19 protein-coding genes are annotated in these 17,803 nt (G+C 58.7%); 10 read left to right on the top strand and 9 right to left on the bottom strand.

The genetic code is table 11. From position 1 onward, the window contains the following. The first annotated feature begins 7 nt into the window (after positions 1–7). The 4 genes from ACR0MS_RS14395 to ACR0MS_RS14380 all read left to right on the top strand — a co-directional run bounded on the left by ACR0MS_RS14395 (position 8) and on the right by ACR0MS_RS14380 (position 2,860). Complete coding sequence (locus ACR0MS_RS14395) at positions 8–1,219, top strand: flagellin N-terminal helical domain-containing protein (RefSeq protein WP_480574500.1); 1,212 nt, start codon at positions 8–10, stop codon at positions 1,217–1,219. Between the two features lie 77 nt (positions 1,220–1,296). Continuing rightward, complete coding sequence (gene flaF / locus ACR0MS_RS14390) at positions 1,297–1,671, top strand: flagellar biosynthesis regulator FlaF (RefSeq protein ID WP_480574497.1); 375 nt, start codon at positions 1,297–1,299, stop codon at positions 1,669–1,671. Further along, positions 1,671–2,072, top strand: a complete 402-nt coding sequence (gene flbT, locus ACR0MS_RS14385) for a flagellar biosynthesis repressor FlbT (protein WP_480574494.1) — start codon at positions 1,671–1,673, stop codon at positions 2,070–2,072. The genes flaF and flbT overlap by 1 nt, the downstream gene beginning before the upstream one ends. Continuing rightward, the gene (locus ACR0MS_RS14380) at positions 2,069–2,860 is read left to right on the top strand and encodes a DUF1217 domain-containing protein (RefSeq protein WP_480574491.1); all 792 of its coding nucleotides are present in this window, start codon (positions 2,069–2,071) and stop codon (positions 2,858–2,860) included. The genes flbT and ACR0MS_RS14380 overlap by 4 nt, the downstream gene beginning before the upstream one ends. Positions 2,861–2,958: 98 nt before the next feature. Here ACR0MS_RS14380 and ACR0MS_RS14375 read toward each other — a convergent pair whose 3' ends face one another. From ACR0MS_RS14375 to ACR0MS_RS14365, 3 genes are all read right to left on the bottom strand, one after another. Further along, positions 2,959–4,530, bottom strand: a complete 1,572-nt coding sequence (locus ACR0MS_RS14375; protein WP_480574488.1) for a DUF427 domain-containing protein — start codon at positions 4,528–4,530, stop codon at positions 2,959–2,961. A 106-nt stretch (positions 4,531–4,636) separates the two neighbouring features. Further along, a complete protein-coding gene (locus tag ACR0MS_RS14370; protein WP_480574485.1) occupies positions 4,637–5,338 on the bottom strand; it encodes a winged helix-turn-helix domain-containing protein in 702 nt (233 codons plus the stop codon). Continuing rightward, positions 5,310–5,597, bottom strand: coding sequence for a hypothetical protein (locus ACR0MS_RS14365; protein WP_480574482.1), 288 nt, complete (start codon positions 5,595–5,597; stop codon positions 5,310–5,312). Before ACR0MS_RS14365 ends, ACR0MS_RS14370 begins: the two co-directional genes overlap by 29 nt. 177 nt (positions 5,598–5,774) lie before the next feature. Between ACR0MS_RS14365 and ACR0MS_RS14360 the strand changes: the two genes are divergently transcribed. From ACR0MS_RS14360 to ACR0MS_RS14345, 4 genes are all read left to right on the top strand, one after another. Next, positions 5,775–6,242, top strand: coding sequence for a hypothetical protein (locus ACR0MS_RS14360; protein WP_480574479.1), 468 nt, complete (start codon positions 5,775–5,777; stop codon positions 6,240–6,242). Positions 6,243–6,351: 109 nt separating this feature from the next. Beyond that, a complete protein-coding gene (locus ACR0MS_RS14355; RefSeq protein ID WP_480574476.1) occupies positions 6,352–6,969 on the top strand; it encodes a ribonuclease HII in 618 nt (205 codons plus the stop codon). 107 nt (positions 6,970–7,076) lie between these two features. Next, complete coding sequence (locus ACR0MS_RS14350; RefSeq protein WP_480574473.1) at positions 7,077–8,180, top strand: DNA methyltransferase; 1,104 nt, start codon at positions 7,077–7,079, stop codon at positions 8,178–8,180. Positions 8,181–8,323: 143 nt separating this feature from the next. Continuing rightward, the gene (locus ACR0MS_RS14345; RefSeq protein ID WP_480574470.1) at positions 8,324–9,706 is read left to right on the top strand and encodes an adenylate/guanylate cyclase domain-containing protein; all 1,383 of its coding nucleotides are present in this window, start codon (positions 8,324–8,326) and stop codon (positions 9,704–9,706) included. An 82-nt stretch (positions 9,707–9,788) separates the two neighbouring features. Here ACR0MS_RS14345 and ACR0MS_RS14340 read toward each other — a convergent pair whose 3' ends face one another. Together ACR0MS_RS14340 and mutY are read right to left on the bottom strand one after the other, a co-directional pair. Next, a complete protein-coding gene (locus ACR0MS_RS14340) occupies positions 9,789–10,925 on the bottom strand; it encodes an alkane 1-monooxygenase (protein WP_480574467.1) in 1,137 nt (378 codons plus the stop codon). 59 nt (positions 10,926–10,984) lie between these two features. After that, entirely contained in the window at positions 10,985–12,040 is a 1,056-nt protein-coding gene (mutY, locus tag ACR0MS_RS14335; protein ID WP_480574464.1) for an A/G-specific adenine glycosylase, read from the bottom strand. Positions 12,041–12,121: 81 nt separating this feature from the next. Between mutY and ACR0MS_RS14330 the strand changes: the two genes are divergently transcribed. Then, on the top strand, positions 12,122–12,628 hold the full coding sequence (locus ACR0MS_RS14330) for a DUF721 domain-containing protein (protein WP_480574461.1): 507 nt from the start codon (positions 12,122–12,124) through the stop codon (positions 12,626–12,628). Between the two features lie 14 nt (positions 12,629–12,642). Continuing rightward, entirely contained in the window at positions 12,643–13,305 is a 663-nt protein-coding gene (locus tag ACR0MS_RS14325; protein ID WP_480574457.1) for a DsbA family protein, read from the top strand. 35 nt (positions 13,306–13,340) lie between these two features. Here the strand turns inward: ACR0MS_RS14325 and lpxK are convergent, their stop codons facing one another. From lpxK to ACR0MS_RS14305, 4 genes are read right to left on the bottom strand one after another with little or no spacing between them, the layout of a single operon-like run. After that, a complete protein-coding gene (gene lpxK / locus ACR0MS_RS14320; protein ID WP_480574729.1) occupies positions 13,341–14,339 on the bottom strand; it encodes a tetraacyldisaccharide 4'-kinase in 999 nt (332 codons plus the stop codon). A 4-nt stretch (positions 14,340–14,343) separates the two neighbouring features. Continuing rightward, entirely contained in the window at positions 14,344–15,561 is a 1,218-nt protein-coding gene (locus ACR0MS_RS14315) for a 3-deoxy-D-manno-octulosonic acid transferase (protein ID WP_480574454.1), read from the bottom strand. After that, a complete protein-coding gene (locus ACR0MS_RS14310) occupies positions 15,558–16,358 on the bottom strand; it encodes an inositol monophosphatase family protein (RefSeq protein ID WP_480574451.1) in 801 nt (266 codons plus the stop codon). The genes ACR0MS_RS14315 and ACR0MS_RS14310 overlap by 4 nt, the downstream gene beginning before the upstream one ends. Then, a complete protein-coding gene (locus ACR0MS_RS14305; protein WP_480574448.1) occupies positions 16,345–17,691 on the bottom strand; it encodes a TldD/PmbA family protein in 1,347 nt (448 codons plus the stop codon). The genes ACR0MS_RS14310 and ACR0MS_RS14305 overlap by 14 nt, the downstream gene beginning before the upstream one ends. Between the last annotated feature and the right edge of the window lie 112 nt (positions 17,692–17,803).

Raw genomic sequence — 17,803 nt, 5'->3', positions numbered from 1 at the left:
AGAAGCTATGTCCAGCATTCTGACCAACAATGGCGCAATGGTTGCGCTGCAAACCCTGAAGTCGGTCAACAAGAACCTGGCGCAGACCCAGAACGCGATCTCGACCGGTAAGGACGTTGCCACGGCCAAGGACAATTCGGCAGTCTGGGCGATCTCGAAAGTCATGGAATCCGACGTAAAAGGGTTCAACGCGATCAAGGACAGTCTGGCGTTGGGTGAATCGACCGTTGCGGTGGCCCGCAATGCCTCGGAAACCGTGACCGACCTTCTGAACCAGATGAAGGGCAAGATCGTCGCGGCGCAGGAAGACAACGTGGATCGTGGAAAGATCAATGATGACGTAACCGCTCTGCGAGATCAGATCACCGCTGTTGTGGGCGCGGCCCAGTTCAACGGGCTGAACCTGGTCAACGGGTCTGTGGCCTCGGCTTCGATCCTGGCCTCGTTGGACCGTGACTCGACGGGTGCTGTGACGGCTTCATCAATCACTGTTTCAGGGCAGGATTTGTCGGTTGGTGGGTATACGGCCAATGACATCTTCTCGGGCAGCTCGGCAGGTGCCTCGGCCAATGGTGATACTGTTGCGATCGCTTTGGATGGTGCTGGTGGTAACGAGCAGATCGAAATTGCTGAAAACGGCGTGGCCTTCGCTGCGGGGGACAGTGTCAGCCTGACCGTTGGAGATCGGACCGTATCCTACACCGTGACCGCAGATGATGCGGCGGCGACAACCACCGCTGACATTGTTGCCATTGCCCTGAAAGGCAAGGTTGATGATCTGGGTATCGCCGGTTTGACCGTGGATTATGATAGCGGCACGCCGGGGACTCTCGATTTCACCAACGCTGGCACCAATGACCTGACGGTCAGCGGCCAGTTCGCCAATGCGGGTTCCGGCGGTCTGGGTGCGCTGACAGGTATTGACGTTTCGACCGCAGCGGGGGCGACGGCTGCTTTGGGCACCATTGAAACGCTGATCGACACGGCCATTGACGCGTCGGCGGCCTTTGGTTCGTCGCAAGGCCGGATCGAGACCCAGAAAGAGTTCATCTCGAACCTGGCAGATTCCTTCAAGTCCGGTATCGGCTCGCTGGTGGACGCCGACATGGAAGAGACTTCGGCCCGACTGCAGGCCCTGCAGGTGCAGCAGCAGCTGGCCACACAGTCGCTGTCGATCGCAAATCAGGCTCCGCAGTCGATCCTGTCGTTGTTCCGGTAATCGAAAGACCTTGGTCGGGGCGTCATAAGGCGCCCCGGCTCTGATTGCCAAAAGACGGACTATTGGAAGGATTTCAAGTGACACCGCAAACCCTGGCGCACCGCGCCTATGCTCAAACCGCGGCTCCGACACGTACGCCACGCGATACCGAATACGAGGCCATTTCGAAAATCACGCATCGCCTCAAAGCTGCCGCCGCCCGGCAGAAATCCGACTTTGGCGGGTTTGTTCAGGCGCTGCATGAAAACCGTCGATTGTGGTCGGTCCTGGCCAGCGGTGTCGCGGATTCAGAAAATGCGCTTCCAAATGAGTTGCGGGCACGGATTTTCTATCTGGCCGAGTTTACCGAGCAGCACAGCAGCCAGGTTCTGGGCAAGAAAGCTACTGTCGATCCCTTGTTGGAAATCAACATGGCCGTTCTGCGCGGCTTGCGGCAGATGAGGGCAACCTAATGGGTGGGCTGGTTCTGAAGCTCGCCCCGAAAGAGCGAGTGTTGATCAACGGGGTCGTTGTGGAAAATGGTGATCGGCGCAGCCGGTTTTCAATCATGACACCGCAGGCGAATGTCTTGCGTCTGCGCGACGCCATCCACCCGGACGAGGTCAATACGCCCGTACGCCGTGTGTGCTATGCCGCGCAGCTTGTCTTGTCAGGGGACATGGAGCCTGAAGACGCAAGGCAGCAATTGCTGCGCCGCGTGGAAGAGCTAAGCCAGGTGTTCACGGATGCTGACAGTCGCAAGGTCCTCGCGGAAGCCACCGATGCGCTGCTGGCTGAGCAGTACTACAAGTGTCTCAAGGCTCTTCGCGCGCTTCTTCCAAGGGAAGAGCGGCTGATGGCTTACCAGCAATGACTTTCCAACCTGTTGTACCGTCCGGCGGCATTGTGGGGTGGCGCTTTCTTCAGCGTAGTTATGACGCACAGCTAGAGAGTTTTTCCGCGTCGGCGGCGAATGAACGAGAAACCCGGTACTTTCTGGAAAACATCGGGAAGGTTCAGACAGCCGAAGATCTGGTCTCGGACCGCCGGTTGCTGCAGGTGGCGCTGGGGGCGTTCGGTTTGGAAGGGGATCTGAATAACCGTTTTTTTATTCAAAAAGTGCTGTCTGACGGCACATCCGCCGAGGACGCGCTGTCCAATCGGTTGTCGGACAAACGATATCGCGAATTTTCCGAGGCTTTCGGTCTGGGTCCAGGCGAAATTCGCCGGACCGGTCTGCAGAGTTTCATGGAAGATATCGCGCAGGACAACGTGGTTTCACGGTTTGAGGTCGCAGTGGGTGAGCGTGACGAGACAATGCGCATTTCGCTTTATGCGCAACACGCGCTGGCGGAATTGGCTGTTCAGGAAAGTGGGGCTGACACCAAGTGGTTTGACTTGATGGGCTTGCCGCCTTTGCGCAGCATGATGGAAACGGCGCTTGGCCTTCCTTCAAGTTTTGCCCAGTTGGATATCGACAAACAGCTTGCTGAGTTCAAGGACAGGTTAAAGGGCCTAACCGGTTCAGATGACCTGTCGCAATTTTCGGATAAGGCAGCGGTCAATCGGCTGACGGACCAGTTTTTGGCGCGAAGCCAGATCGCACAGCTCCAAAGCACGATATCACCCGCACAAACCGCCTTGATCCTTCTTGGGGGCTGACACGGACACAGGACCACGGCGCATGGTTTGCGGCCAAACGAGCCCTACAGTCTTTTCCGCATTGGCTCACCGCCGAAATGCCTTAACTTACCGCCGGGTCAGGAATTCAGCACGGCATCCGCCGAAGTTCTGAGCGCGTAGGACGACACGGGCTGCGAAACATTGTGAAGCTTGATGTCTCCAAGCGGCACCGCGTCCGCGCAGGCGGGTACGATGTCAGCCGATACGACGATCCGGTGGTCCACCGTCTTGCCATATTCGCCGAGCCGCGCCGCAATATTCGCGGCTTGCCCAATCACGGTAAAGTCCAGCCGTTCGCGCGAGCCGACATTGCCGTATGTCACGCGCCCATAGGCAACACCGATTGAACAGTCGCAATGCGGGTCAGAGCCTGCCTGACGCAGGTCGCCCAGCTTCTCGACGATTTCAACGGCCGTGCGCTGCGCGTTGCTGCGGGCCGTCATTGCATCGTCACCTTCCGGAAAGACGGCCAGAACCGCGTCGCCGATGAATTTCAGAACTTCGCCGCCATTTTCGTGCACGATATCCGAGACGGTGTCGAAAAAGTCATTCAGCAGGACAATATAGTCCGTGCGCCCCAGCCGCTCTTCCAGACTTGTGGAGTTGCGAAGATCGCAAAACATAATGGCCGCGTCGATTTCGTCACCATCGCCACGCCGAATTTCGCCCCCCAGAACGCGTGCGCCCGATCGCTTGCCGACATAGGTCTCTAGCAGAACCTGCGCGTTTTCCCGCTGCATGAAGACTTCGTAGAACCGTGCAATGACCGACGAGCATTCAAACACCAACCCCAGATTTTCCGTCGTGAAGCCATCGGGGTGATCGCACGTTAACGTCAGAACATTGGTGCGGCCGTCCGAGAAGGGAAGCGGCATTGCGACATAGTCGGTAGCACCCTTGGCGCGCAAATCCTCCATGATCGGAAAGCTGTTGTGGGGGTTGTCGTCATTCAGCCGCTGACGCACGCCCCCCAGACCGTTCGACACATGCCGAAGCGGGCTGTTGATATAGGCTGGGTGATCGTGAATTTCATATGTAGGCACATTGGTCGAGATTTCGGCCACACCCTTTTCCCAGATATAGTGTTTTCCGGCGATCAGGGGGTGCAGCGACCAGACCAGAATGCTGAGGCGTTGAATCGCTATCCCATGCTCCAGCATCTTCTCGGCCAGCGCCTTGGTGAAGTCTTCTGAGGTCGTGATCTCGGACGCGCCGCGCATCAGCCAGTCAATCAAAGGGCCGCTGATATTGCCGTCATCGGGTGCCCGAAGCCGGTTTTCCCCCAGGTCGATCCGGTCATAGGCTGAGGGCAGGAACCCGATATGACCCTGAATCGCTTTGCTTTCTGGCAAAGCTTCTTCATAGGCCCAGACGCTGTTTGCCACGCGTTGTCCATCTAATACGACGTCGTGATAGGTCGCGGTCCCTTTGAACGGACAAAAGGTCTGCAACTCTGTCTCTTCTCCAAGATCCACATATACGTCTTCGCGGGGAATATAGATCGTTGGGGGCAGCCGGGTTTCATACATGACCTTGGCGTTGTCGCTTTGGGCCAAAAGCAAATCGCCACGGTAGATCGTGACGGAATCGTTCAACGGTTCGACCGAAATTCGATACCCTGTGGATTGCGGTGTGGCGTGGACGTTCATGATCAACCTCCGTGGCACGGGTATCCTAATAATGGGCTTTTGATCCCGAATTTCCAAGGGGCAAGGATGACAGTTTTCCACACAACCAATGTGCGAACCCGTTTGGTCAGACCATCTGAATCACATCTTTGTCGATCGACAGCATGTAGCCTTTCTTGGCGATATTCTTGACCAGCAACTCGCTGACCATCTGGTTACCCAAGGCGTCGCGCAGCCGTTTGATCCGCGTCGCGCCGGCGGCCTCTTCGCAATCAGAGGCGTCTTTGCCGGATATGACCGCCTCGATCTGGGCACCGGACAGCATTTCGTCGTCCAGTCTGGACTCAGCCAGAACCGCCAGCGTTTCCATCGCGGCAGGTGTCAGCTTGAAGTCCATATTGTTCAGATAGACGGTGTTTTCTTCGCGGCTGATCAGCAACGAGGTCACCTGAATGCCCGTCCTTTCGATCTGGGCCATCCGCCGGTTCAGCAGCACCAGCATCACCAGAAACACGAGCGCCGTAACCAGCATGGTGCTGGCGAAGACCAGCAAAACAAATATGACCATCCGGTAGCTGGACAGAGTATCCGCAAAGGCCGTTCCCGATTGCGCGAGGATTTCCAGCAGGCGGATCTCGGCCTGAGAGGTCAGGTCGCTTTCGATGAACAATCGCTCAACACGCGCATTGAAGGCGTTGGCGTCGGGCAAGGTCCAGAACAGAAAAACGGCTGCCGTTATCAGGATCAAGACGATCGCTGCGATGCCAACCCCAACCAGCCGTGTCCCTGATCGCCGCGCCTCAGTAACGGAGATAGAATTTTCCGGCATTGGCCTTCCTTTTGTCCAACCCATCCGGCCCAAACACCGACATCACGTTCAGCAAGGTCCATCCTGACCCGCGCAGGCGTTGCGCGACTTCTTTTTTTGCCTTGCCCTTGTCGCAGGCGGACACCTGCATGACGCCGTAATGTAATCGCAAGGGATTGTCCTGTTTGGCTTTGTAATCGGCATAGCAATCCGCCGCGGATGCGGCGGTGCCGACCGATATCAGGGCGCAGACAGCCAGAGAAGAGAAGATCTGTTTCATAGGCTGCATCCTGCGCATGGCTGGTCGCGATATTCAATAACTCAAGGGGTTTTGGGGTGCTGATATTTGATAACACCGGCCCGTTATTGCGTGTCTTTCAGGGCTGCGACCAGTGTTGAGGCAAGGAAAACGGCCACCGCGCCGGATCGCCCCACCACTTGGAAAAGGACAAATATCATGCACCGGAAATTCATTGCTCTGATTCTGGCCACGGCAATTACCATCACCGGCGTTTCTGTGTCTCAGGCGCGGGCCGCAGATGCCAAGGACATACTCGGAGGATTGGCCGCCATCGCGCTGATCGGCGCCGGTGTCCATTATTATAACAAGGAGAAAGACAAAGAACGCGCCAGCCGGAACCGGGCGCCGGTCTACAAGGCCAAGCCCGACCCGTCCTATTATCCGGTGCGTCCGCTACCGGGCCGTGTTGCCAAATACGATTTGCCGCAAAAATGCCTGCGCACGTTCGACAGGTATTCGGCCAAGCGCCCGTTGCTTGGGCCAGGTTGCCTGAACAAGCACTACAAGTACGTCAAAAGCCTGCCGCAAGAGTGCAAGGTCGGTTTCTGGAACGGCCAAAAGGTCAAGCGTGCCTATGAGCCCGCCTGCCTGCGCCAAAAAGGATACCGCGTGGTTTACCAGTAATCGCTTTCGAGCAGGAGCGGCGTCACAGAAGCGCCGCGGGGAGGGGGCAGCGCAGTCTGCCCCTTCCTTTTTGCTTGCGGTTGGCCTTGAAACGCGGTCTTTCCAAGGCATGACGAAACCTGATTACGAACTGGAACAGGCCGCCGTTGCGCAGGGCTACATACGGATCGCAGGCGTGGATGAGGTTGGCCGTGGCCCGTTGGCAGGCCCGGTGGTTGCAGCGGCCGTGATCCTGAACGCCGATGACATTCCCGAGGGGCTGAACGATTCAAAGAAACTGACAGCGAAGCGCCGTGCCGGTCTGGATATTGAAATACGCGCGCGGGCCGAGTTCGCAATTGCCGAAGCAACGGTTTCAGAGATCGACGAACACAACATCTTGCGTGCTTCGCATCTTGCGATGGAACGGGCGGTGGCCGCGCTGGACCCGCCGCCGGACTATCTTTTGATAGACGGGAACTTGATTCCGCGTGGGCTGACGATCCCCTCTCAGGCCGTTGTTAAAGGCGATGCGCATTCGGTGTCGATTGCAGCCGCATCAATCATTGCGAAAAACTGGCGCGATCAGGTGATGGTGGATTTGGCGCAACAGCATCCCGGCTATGGATGGGAGACAAACGCCGGATATCCGTCAAAACAACACAGCGAAGCGCTGCAAAATCTTGGTGTGACCCCACATCATAGGCGTTCGTTTAAACCCGTACACAATATCTTGTATCAAGAGTAAATCGTAAGTCGCTGATTCAAAAAAGAAATTGACGGCGAATCGTCTTTGACTCATCCTAGTCTCAACCAAATGAGCGCAAAAGCGCCGTGGACACTTGAGGCAGTGATATGACGACAACCACCAAAAAGGGCGCAAAAGCGCTCCCTTTAAACACGATTCTATCCGGGGACTGCATCGAAGCGATGAGCAGTCTGCCTGAGGCGTCGGTTGACCTGATCTTTGCGGATCCGCCCTATAATTTGCAGCTGAAAGGTCAGTTGCATCGCCCCGACAATAGCCAGGTGGATGCGGTTGATGATCATTGGGATCAGTTTTCCAGCTTTGCAGCCTATGACCAGTTCACCCGCGAGTGGCTGAAAGCGGCGCACCGGTTGTTGAAACCCAATGGCGCGATTTGGGTGATTGGCTCGTATCACAACATTTTCCGTGTGGGTTCGGCCCTTCAGGACGCGGGATATTGGATTTTGAACGACGTGGTGTGGCGCAAGTCGAACCCGATGCCGAATTTCCGTGGCAAGCGGTTCACCAATGCGCATGAGACGATGATCTGGGCGTCCAAGCGTGAAGGCGCGAAATACACGTTCAATTATGAGGCGCTGAAGGCGCTGAACGAAGGTGTGCAGATGCGCAGCGACTGGGTGCTGCCGATCTGCACCGGACATGAACGCCTGAAAGATGAAAACGGCGACAAGGCGCATCCGACACAAAAACCGGAATCGTTGTTGCATCGGGTACTGATCGGCTCGACCAACCCCGGTGATGTGGTGCTGGACCCGTTCTTTGGTACTGGCACGACCGGGGCCGTGGCCAAGATGCTGGGGCGTGAATTCATCGGGATCGAGCGCGAGGAAAGCTATCGCAAAGTGGCCGAAAAGCGCATCGCCAAAGTCCGCAAATTCGACCGCGAAGCGCTGGAAGTCAGCGCCAGCAAACGCGCCGAGCCGCGCGTGCCGTTCGGCCAACTGGTCGAACGCGGCATGCTGCGTCCGGGTGAGGAACTGTATTCCATGAACCAGCGCCACAAGGCCAAGGTCCGCGCCGATGGCACGCTGGTGGGCGATAACGTCAAAGGCTCGATCCATCAGGTCGGGGCGCATCTGGAAAACGCGCCATCCTGCAACGGCTGGACATATTGGTGCTTCAAGCGCGACGGAAAGACCGTACCGATCGACGTGCTGCGTCAGCAGATCCGGTCGGAGATGCATAACTGATTTCACGAATACCGCCGGTGCCTGTGGCCTGACACAAGGCACTAAGCCTTGCCCCGCCGATCTCGGCGGGGTCTTTTGTTTTTCGCATTTCCCTTTCGATCTGAGACTTCTAGGATGTGCACCGCACCGAAGGAGTCTCAGCCATGTCGGACACCGCAGCCAGTGAATCTCGGTTCAGTCGATTTTTTGTGACGCGCCCGGATCGCTACGATCTGGACAACAAATATACCGAAGCCGCGTTGGAACGGCACAAGCGTGAAGGGCTGGAGCTGGCTGTCAGGGCGCGTTGGATCGCCATGGGTCTGACGGGAATTTTGTTGATCTTCCTGAACCCGCAATGGGAAGTGATGTGGTATCATTTCATCCTGCTTTTGATCTGCGCGAATGGCTGGCTGATCCGCAAGGCAGGTCAGGTTGGGCAATCGCGTACCGAACTTCTGCTGATCTTTGTGGATCTTATGATCATGACCTTGGGCATGATCGTGCCCAACCCGTTCAGCGATGATGTGCGGCCCTTGGCCATGCAGTACAGGTTCGACAATTTTCAGTATTTCTTCATCATTCTGGCTGCGGGAACGCTGGCCTATTCCTGGCGCACGGTTGTTGCGATCGGGTCGTGGACCGCATTGGTGTGGACGGCGGGCTGGCTGATTGCGTGGTGGGTCTCGACCCCGATTCCGGGCATAAGCGAGCGTGTCGCGCAGGCTTTGTCAGGCTACCCTGACGTTGCTGAACTGCTTGATCCCAACAGCTTTATGCCGTCGCAGCGGGTTCAGCAGGTGATCGTGTTTGTGATGGTCGCCGTGACGCTTGGCGTCTCGATGCGGCGTCTCAATCAATTGTTGTTAACCAATGCGGGGCTGGAGCGTGAGCGTGCAAACCTGTCCCGGTATTTCTCGCCAAACGTGGTCGATCAGTTGAGCCAGAATGACGAACCTCTCAAACAGGTGCGCAAGGAAAACATTGCGGTTCTGTTCATTGATATTGTCGGGTTTACCAAATACGCCGCCGGGCGCGATCCTTATGAGGTGATCGAGGTTTTGCGCGGTTTTCACGCCCGCATGGAGACCGAGGTCTTTCGGCATCACGGGACGTTGGACAAGTATCTGGGCGACGGGTTGATGGCCACGTTCGGCACTCCGGTTCCAACCCCGCTGGACGCCACAAACGCCGTGGCCTGCGCCCGCGATATGGTGCGTGTTGTTGACCGTTGGAACGTCGAGCGGAAGCGTCAGGGTGAGCCCGAGATTCAAGTGGGTATTGGTGTCCACTATGGATCGGTCGTTCTGGGTGACATCGGCGCAAACAGGCTGGAGTTCGCAGTCATCGGTGATGCGGTCAACGTAGCCGCCAAGCTGGAGGCATTGACCCGCGAGTTTGGCGCGCGCGCTGTTCTGAGCGATGCAATAAACGTGCAATTGCAAGAGGAAGGCCAAAACCTGCCGGAATTGATGGAAGGTTTTGCCAAGCACGAAAACCAGACGGTACGCGGTGTCGAAGTGCCGATGGATGTTTGGGTGCTATAGGGTCGGCCTCCCGCCGAATTCATATGCGTCCAAGATGCAAATAAATTCGTTGGGCCGGGCAGCGCGCTGATGCGCGCTGCGGTCAGGCCCTTGGCAAAGGATTTCGCGACGCGTTGTAGGGCGTCCAATCGGTGATTTCGGGATAGTATTGCCGTCGCCAGGCCCGAACCCGCGGGTTCATGACCCGGCGCCAAAGTGGTGGCACCATTGCGGCGACTGTCATCACCGGATAGCCAAATGGAAGTTGCGGCGCGGTGTCTTCCGAATGGTGCTGCAACAGCGGGAACCGGCGGTTGGGTTTGTAATGGTGGTCCGAGTGCCTTTGCAGGTTGATCAGCAGCCAGTTGGATGCCTTTTGCGATGCGTTCCACGAATGGCGCGGCAGAACTTGTTCGTATTTCCCATCGCCCAAATGTTTGCGGGTCAGGCCGTAGTGTTCGACATAGTTGACCAGCTCGAGCTGCCAGGTGGCGACGCCTGCCTGAACCAGAAACAGGGCCAAGCCCGACCAGCCGCCAATCAGAAATGCCAGCAACAGCATCCCGCCCTGCAAGGTCCAGTACCGCCAAAAAGGATTGGCGAGGTCGGTCCAGGGGCGGTCTTTGCGGGCCAGCTTGTCCTTTTCGGCGCGAAACGCCGATACAAGGCATTGCCACAAAACGCGGGGGTAGAACCGGTGAAACCCCTCGTTATAGCGCGCGGTCACGGGGTCCCGCGGGGTGCCGACATAACGGTGATGGACCAGCAGGTGTTCGGACCGGAAATGCGAATACAGCACCATCGCCAAAAGGATGTCGCCCAGCCAGCGTTCCAGTCGGCCCTTTTGGTGCATCAATTCGTGGCTGTAGTTGATGCCGATCGTGCCTGAAAGGACACCCATGCCAAAGAACAGGCCGATTTTTGACAACGACGACAGGTGATCTGTGTGCGTTGCGTACCAGATCAAGCCATAGAGCGTCAGGAACTGCGCCGGAACCCACGCCTTGGTCAACAGGATGTACCACTGCAGTGTAACGTCAGAGGTGTCGGGGTCTGCGTTCCCCAGCTCAAGCCCTGTCAGCCGGTCCAGTAATGCAAAGGCCCACCAGGTCGACAGCGGCACCAGCAAAACCCACCATCCGCCCGCAAAGGCGGTAATCCAGATCAGCGGGATCAGCAGGAAAGCCACCCAGAACGGGAGGGCGGATTGCCAGCGGCTGAGGGTTTCTGCTGCGATCATCGAGGGGCTCCGAACGATTGCGCCAAGATTAGTCCTAGTCCGATATTGCGCACAATGGGTTACCGATTGCGCCAGAGGTCATGCGCCTTGCGCATAACGGTTGGCAGATCGCTGGGTTTAAACCTGTGTTTTTCCACCACAAGCAGGTTATTCGGAAGCAGCCCTTGGGGAAGGGGGGCGGTCCAGATGTACAGGACAAGATGGAAATGGGTGAACGTGTGGCGCACCTCACCCGAAAGCTGCTGCCATTCTGCTTGAAACGGAGGGGATTTCTCGGGCGCATCGGTCCAGTCCGAGCCCGGCCAGCCCAACATGCCACCCAACAAGCCCTTGTCCGGTCGCCGTTCCATCAGCATGTCGCCATTCAAGGCCTGAGCAATATAGATATGCCCGTATCGTGTTGGTTTCGGTTTCTTGGCTGTCTTGCGTGGCAGGTCAGCCTGAGTTCCGGTCCTGCGCGCCGGGCAGGGATCGCGCAAAGGGCAAATACCGCAGGCCGGTGACTTTGGCGTGCAGATGGTCGCCCCCAGATCCATCACCGCCTGCGCATAGTCGCCGGGTCTGCTGTTGGGCGTCAGCAAGGCGGCACGTTCCTTCAATACCGGCTTTGAACCCGGAAGGGGCTCGTGAATATCAAAAAGGCGGGACATGACGCGTTCGACATTTCCGTCGAGCACAGTTTCGGGCCGGTCAAACGCAATCGCTGAGATCGCGGCGGCGGTATAGGGACCAATGCCGGGCAGTTTCAGCAGGGCGTCATAGGTGTTCGGGAACGTACCATCGTAGTCATCTGTTATCACGCGCGCGCATTTGAGCAGGTTGCGGGCGCGCGCATAGTAGCCCAGCCCGGCCCACTCACCCATGACTTGATCGTCGGGCGCTGATGCCAGGGCCTGAACCGACGGCCAGCGGGTGGTGAAGCGCAGAAAATAGTCGCGCACGGCAGCAACCGTGGTTTGCTGCAACATCACTTCGGATAGCCAGACGCGATAGGGATCAGGCAGCACCCCGGTGACCCGGTCCGCCGGCCCAACCCGCCACGGCATTTCCCGCGCATGGCGGTCATACCAGGCCAACAATTCTTCGCTTACGTTCAAATCGGCAGAGTCACGCAAGTTTTATGTATCTCCGTGTCGGGTTTCGCTGGCGCCCAGTGTCCTGCCCTTTACAATAGCGGCGCAGGAGTTGGAAACCAGATGCAGCGCAGACGTTCTTCGACCCGCGGGTTCAAACGCACCGCGACATTGCTGAACGACCAGATCAGGCACGCCGGTGAAAGCCGGGGGTTCGCTGTGACGCGTCTTTTGACCCATTGGGCTGAAATCGTGGGGCAGGACATGGCTGCGATCGCACGGCCCGTGAATGTGGGCTACGGAAAAGGCGGGATGGGGGCCACGCTGACTGTGCTGACCACCGGGCCGCAGGCCCCGATGCTGGAAATGCAGAAGGAACAGTTGCGCGGTAAAGTGAACGCGGTCTACGGCTATAACGCCATCAGCCGGGTGCGCATCACGCAGACAGCTCCGACCGGATTTGCCGAGGGGCAGGCCAGTTTCGACCACAAGCCGAAAACGCAAAAACCCAAGATCGAACCAGAGATTGCGGCCGAGGCGGACCGCGCCGCGCGGGATGTTCACGACGGTGATCTGCGCGCAGCCCTTGAACGTCTGGGCCGTAACGTATTAACCAAACAAAAACGCTGAGAAAGGGCCCAGACATGAGCCGTATTGCAACCGGAATTTGCGCGGCTGTCGCCATAGCCGCTGGCGGCTATTGGCTGTCGCTGTCCAATTCAAACTCTGCCTATCCGCTGATCAGCAGCGCCGAAGCGCAAGAGGCTGATCTGGACACATCGACCATCGTGGAAATGACGCTGGGCGCCGAAGATGCGCCGGTCGAGATCATCGAATACGCATCCTATACCTGCCCGCATTGCGCCAATTTTCACACTGGGCCGTACAAGCAACTGAAAAAAGACTTTATCGACACCGGCAAGGTCAAGTTCATCTATCGCGAGGTGTATTTTGACCGCTATGGCCTGTGGGCCTCGATGGTGGCGCGCTGCGGCGGGCCCGAGAAGTTCTTTGGCATTTCCGACCTGATCTATGAAGGCCAGTCGGAATGGACCCGCGCCGGTGGCCCGGCCGAGATCGTGGATGAGCTGCGCAAGATCGGGCGTCTGGCCGGGATCGACAATGATCAGTTGGAAGCCTGCCTTCAGGACGGGACGCGCGCACAGACGCTGGTGGCCTGGTATCAGGAAAATGCCGAACGCGATGGTATTCAGGCGACCCCGTCATTCCTTGTGAATGGCAAGAAGGTCGACAACCAGTCTTACGATGACTTCAAAAAGCTGATCGAAGACGAGCTGGGAAGCTAAGTCACGAAAGGGCCGGACTTCGGACCGGCCACAGATCACGGTGAAGGGGCGGCCTGTAGCAGCAATTGCCTGACTCGGTCGCCGTCGTTCACATTCAGACGCACCGGCAGGGTTATCACCTTGCTGCGAAACGCGGCAGGCAGGCGCACGGCATCCTTTTCCGTGGTAACCATCTGCGCGCCAAGCGCGCGCGCCTCACCTTCGAGCCGCGTCATCAGTGCGGGGGTCAAGGGCTGGTGATCGTCCAATGCTTCGGCCCGCAACAGGGTGGCACCCTGTTGGCGAAGGGTTGCGAAGAATTTTTCTGGATGTCCAATACCTGCAAAGGCCAGCACAGGCGTATCGGCCCAGTCCATGCCCGTTTGCAGGGGGACAACTGCACCCGTCGCGTGGGGTGCGGTCAGCGCGTTGCCCCAGTTATCCGCGAACTGTTTTTGCGCGTTTTGTTGCCCCAACGAAAGCACAAGATCCGCGCGTTTCAGGCCAATGTCGACGGGTTCCCGCAGGGGTCCTGCAGGCAGGCACAGACCGTTTCCAAATCCACGTTCCGCATCCACAACGATGATTGAGAAATCCTTGGCCACCGATGGATTCTGAAACCCGTCATCAAGCACAATGACAGTGGCGCCCTCGGCTGCGGCAGCACGCGCGCCGGCCGCGCGGTCCTTGGCGACCCAAACATCTGCAAATGCAGCAAGGAGCAGCGGTTCGTCACCAACCTCGGCGGCTGAATGTTTGGCGGGATCAACCCGAACGGGGCCATCCAGCGACCCGCCATGGCCACGGGTTACCACATGGGTTGTGTGCCACGCATCGCGCAACTGTTCGATGATCCAGATCACGGTCGGCGTTTTTCCCGTCCCGCCCGCATTCAGGTTGCCGACGCAAATGACGGGCACACCGGGGTTCAGACCCGGTCCCGAGGCAACCCGGCGCGCGGTGGCGGCCGCGTAGATGCGCCCTAGCGGGGACAGGATGCGCGCTCGCAGGGCCAGTCTGTCGGGGGCGGTGTTCCAGAAGTCAGGTGCTCGCATCATCTCAACTCCGCTGATCCAGACAATCCTGCACGATGTCGATCAGGTGATCCGCCTGAGGTGCGCCCTCGGTCACGATCTGCCATCCGGCCAAGGCCATGTCCGCCGCTCGATCCGGCGCCAGCAGTGCGACAACGGCATCGCCAAGCTCGGTCGCGGTTCTTACGGTTCGTGCGGCATTCGCTCGGTCCAGTTGATCGTATAGTTGCTGATGGCGATGCACAAATGGGCCGTGAATGACCGCAGACCCAAGGGCCGTTGCCACCAGCGGGTCCTGTCCGCCTGCGCCGCGTTCCAGTGAACTGGCCATGAAGGTCACGGGTGAGACACGTTGCCAAAGACCCAGATCTTCAGGCTCGGACGTCAGGATGACCTGAGTGGTGTCTTCGATAGTGCCGCCGTCGTCCCAGTTGATACAGCGCAGGTCCATGGATTCCAGACGTCTGTGCAACGGACCGGCTTCGGAAATGTCGGCGACGTGAAGAATAAGCGCCAGACGGGGCAGCATCCGCATGGCCTGACGATGCGCGCTGAGGACCGAGATGAACTCTTTGTCGCGCACCCATGCCGCCAGCCAGACCGGACGCCCTGAAAAGGCATGGGTCATCTCGATAAGCTCATCTTCGGGCCAGGGACGCGGGTTGGGACTGACGTGCAAAGGCGGAGAGACTTGGGTCTTGGACGACGACACACCCAGACGGCGAATATGTCGTACGACGTCTGGTGTGGTCGCAAGGATCGTGTGGAAACAGTCAAATGTGTACCGCGTGATATCCGGCAACCAACGCCCGCCGCGTGCGACCTTGATGTCGACTTCTGCCTCTATCAGGATCAGGGGAATACCCCGCTCGGACGCGCGAGTGATCAGGTTGGGCATCAGCCCGCCGCCAACCCAAAGCCCGATATCCGGGCGCCAATGATCCAGAAAAGCACGGGCGGCACCGGTTTGTTCCGCGGGCAGGTTGACCAGCGGAAACGCGCAGGCGTCCCATCTGGAAAGGTCAGCATCGGGTGGTGCGGACAGAACGATCGAGAGCGTGGGGCGCGATTGCAGCAACCGCTGACAAAAGTCGACAGCCGCGCGTTGCCGGTCCTGTGCGCCGACGTGAATCCATATCACCTCACCGTCCGGTCTGGGAATGTATGGGGCATCCGTCGCGTTGGAGACACCCCAGGACAGGATGCGATACGCAGCAAGGCTGAGCGAGCGCGGCTTGCTCATGGGGTGATCCCCGAGCCCCGTGGATCAAGCTGTTCAAACAGCTTGTCGTGAACGGCAGTGCCCGCCGCGATCACACCGGTTAGTCGGGGATGCGGGTTATTGAACCGCAACGGCTGTCCAGAACGGTCCGAACATACCCCGCCCGCCTCACGAATGATCAGATCTCCGGCGGCGATGTCCCATTCCCAGCTCGGGCGAAGCGTCAGCATCCCGTCGAACCGCCCTTGAGCGACAAGCGCCAGACGATAGGCCAGCGAAGGCCGATAATTGCGAAGGAAGTCCGGCGGGTGACCGTTCAGCCAATGGCGTGCATCCAGATTGGGTTTTGCCGCAAGTATTTCGGCGGACTTCAAATCAGTGACGCCTGATACCCGGATCGGCGCGCCGTTCAGCGTCGCGCCCTGTCCCTTGGCGGCCGCATAAAACAAGTCGCGCCGCGGCAGGTAGATCACCGCCGCCGTCACCTCGCCATCTTCCGCGATGGCCAGAGAATGCGCCCATGTGCGCGATCCTTCGGCAAAACTGCGTGTGCCATCAATCGGGTCGATGATGAACACACGGGACTTGCTCAGCCGATCCTGTGAATCCTCGGTCTCTTCGCTGAGCCAACCGTAACCGGGCCGGGCGGCGGGAAGATCCCGCTCGAGCATCGCGTTGACAGCCAGATCCGCCTCGGTGACCGGTCCTGCGCCATCCGGCTTGTCCCACCGACGGGCAGAACTGCCTGTGTAGCGCGTGGCGATCTTTCCAGCCTCCCGTGCGGCATCTATCAGCAGAGGCAGGTCAGTTGCCGGCAAGTGTCATTCCTTCGATCAACAAGGACGGAACCACACGGGACAGGTATGTCCGCGCGTCGTTTGCCGGAATGATCCGTTTGAGCATATCGCGCAGGTTGCCTGCGATCGTGCATTCGTTGACCGGATAGGCGATCTCGCCGTTTTCGATCCAGAAACCGGATGCACCACGGGAATAGTCGCCCGTGTTCGGGTTGATCGTCGATCCGATCATCGAGGTCACGAGCAACCCTGTGCCCATATCGCGCAGCAACTGTGCCCGGCTTTGATCCCCTTGTGTCAGGCTCAGGTTCCAGTTGCTGGGGGATGGTGGGCCGGATACGCCGCGCGCCGCGTTCCCGGTAGATGCCATATCAAGCTTGCGCGCGCTGGACAGGTCAAGCGTCCAGCCGGTCAGCGTGCCGTTTTCAACGATGGCCCTGCGTCGGGTGGGCAGACCTTCGGCATCGAAGGGGCGCGATCCTGAAATGCGCGGGCGGTGCGGGTCTTCGATCAGGGACAGGTGGTCGGGCAGAACCTGCTCACCCAGACAATCCGACAACCATGATGCGCCACGTGCGATGGCCGCGCCGTTGCTGGCCCCCAGAAGATGACCAATCAGCGATGACGAAATACGCTCATCAAACAGAACCGGATATGTCCCCGTTGCGGGTTGGCGGGCGCCGACCTGTTGCAAGGCGCGTTCTCCGGCGCTTTTGCCGATATCAGCCGGGCTGCGCAGGTCTGACTGGAATGTGCGGCTGTCGCCATCGTAATCACGCTCCATCCCGGTGCCTTCGCCCGAGATCGCAACGCAGGATGTGGATCGGCTGCTGCGCACGTAGCCGCCGGAAAACCCGTTCGTGGCGGCCAGATGGACCCGATGCGTCCCGTATGAGGCCGCCGCGTCAGACACTTGGGTCACGCCCTGAACAGAAAGCGCGGCTGCTTCGGCTGCAAGCGCGTCCTGCATCAGATCTTCGGCAGAAGGCTCAGCGGTCGGGTCAAAGAGCTCCAGTGCCTCGATGTCCCAACCCGTTGCAAGCTGGTCAGACTGGGCAAGGCCGGTATAGGGGTCCTCGGGCGCTTCACGCGCCATGGCAACGGCGCGTTCGGCCATGGCCTTCAGGGTTTCCGGACGGCTGTCCGAGCTGGAAACAATGGCTTGGCGTTTCCCAAGAAAGACGCGCAGCCCCAGATCGGTACCTTCTGACCGTTCCGCGTGTTCCAACGCCCCGCCACGTACCTCGACCGAGACCGAGGACCCGTCGAGCACGATGGTATCTGCTGCTTCGGCCCCAGCTTTTCGGGCGGTTTCCAGCAGGGCTTGGCTGATGTCTTCAGGTGTTCGGGTCATGAGGTCTCCGGTCTGTATATATTGGACCTAGCGTTGCACTGCGCTGCTCGCAAGACCTGAAGCCGGACAGCAGCGGTTCGGGAATTCAAACTATGGTGCAAATTGGCCCCAA

The organism is Ruegeria sp. CJ2 (genome assembly GCF_056536745.1).
The sequence above is the reverse complement of the archived record's forward strand: the minus strand, read 5'-3'. Positions and strand labels throughout refer to the sequence as shown.

What these genes read in the sequence shown, in the direction of transcription:
- ACR0MS_RS14395 (WP_480574500.1), top strand. Translation starts at nt 8, where the DNA reads ATGTCCAGCATTCTGACCAACAATGGCGCAATGGTTGCGCTGCAAACC.
- flbT (WP_480574494.1), top strand. Translation starts at nt 1,671, where the DNA reads ATGGGTGGGCTGGTTCTGAAGCTCGCCCCGAAAGAGCGAGTGTTGATC.
- ACR0MS_RS14380 (WP_480574491.1), top strand. Translation starts at nt 2,069, where the DNA reads ATGACTTTCCAACCTGTTGTACCGTCCGGCGGCATTGTGGGGTGGCGC.
- ACR0MS_RS14375 (WP_480574488.1), bottom strand. Translation starts at nt 4,530, where the DNA reads ATGAACGTCCACGCCACACCGCAATCCACAGGGTATCGAATTTCGGTC.
- ACR0MS_RS14370 (WP_480574485.1), bottom strand. Translation starts at nt 5,338, where the DNA reads ATGCCGGAAAATTCTATCTCCGTTACTGAGGCGCGGCGATCAGGGACA.
- ACR0MS_RS14365 (WP_480574482.1), bottom strand. Translation starts at nt 5,597, where the DNA reads ATGAAACAGATCTTCTCTTCTCTGGCTGTCTGCGCCCTGATATCGGTC.
- ACR0MS_RS14360 (WP_480574479.1), top strand. Translation starts at nt 5,775, where the DNA reads ATGCACCGGAAATTCATTGCTCTGATTCTGGCCACGGCAATTACCATC.
- ACR0MS_RS14355 (WP_480574476.1), top strand. Translation starts at nt 6,352, where the DNA reads ATGACGAAACCTGATTACGAACTGGAACAGGCCGCCGTTGCGCAGGGC.
- ACR0MS_RS14350 (WP_480574473.1), top strand. Translation starts at nt 7,077, where the DNA reads ATGACGACAACCACCAAAAAGGGCGCAAAAGCGCTCCCTTTAAACACG.
- ACR0MS_RS14345 (WP_480574470.1), top strand. Translation starts at nt 8,324, where the DNA reads ATGTCGGACACCGCAGCCAGTGAATCTCGGTTCAGTCGATTTTTTGTG.
- ACR0MS_RS14340 (WP_480574467.1), bottom strand. Translation starts at nt 10,925, where the DNA reads ATGATCGCAGCAGAAACCCTCAGCCGCTGGCAATCCGCCCTCCCGTTC.
- ACR0MS_RS14330 (WP_480574461.1), top strand. Translation starts at nt 12,122, where the DNA reads ATGCAGCGCAGACGTTCTTCGACCCGCGGGTTCAAACGCACCGCGACA.
- ACR0MS_RS14325 (WP_480574457.1), top strand. Translation starts at nt 12,643, where the DNA reads ATGAGCCGTATTGCAACCGGAATTTGCGCGGCTGTCGCCATAGCCGCT.
- lpxK (WP_480574729.1), bottom strand. Translation starts at nt 14,339, where the DNA reads ATGCGAGCACCTGACTTCTGGAACACCGCCCCCGACAGACTGGCCCTG.
- ACR0MS_RS14315 (WP_480574454.1), bottom strand. Translation starts at nt 15,561, where the DNA reads ATGAGCAAGCCGCGCTCGCTCAGCCTTGCTGCGTATCGCATCCTGTCC.
- ACR0MS_RS14305 (WP_480574448.1), bottom strand. Translation starts at nt 17,691, where the DNA reads ATGACCCGAACACCTGAAGACATCAGCCAAGCCCTGCTGGAAACCGCC.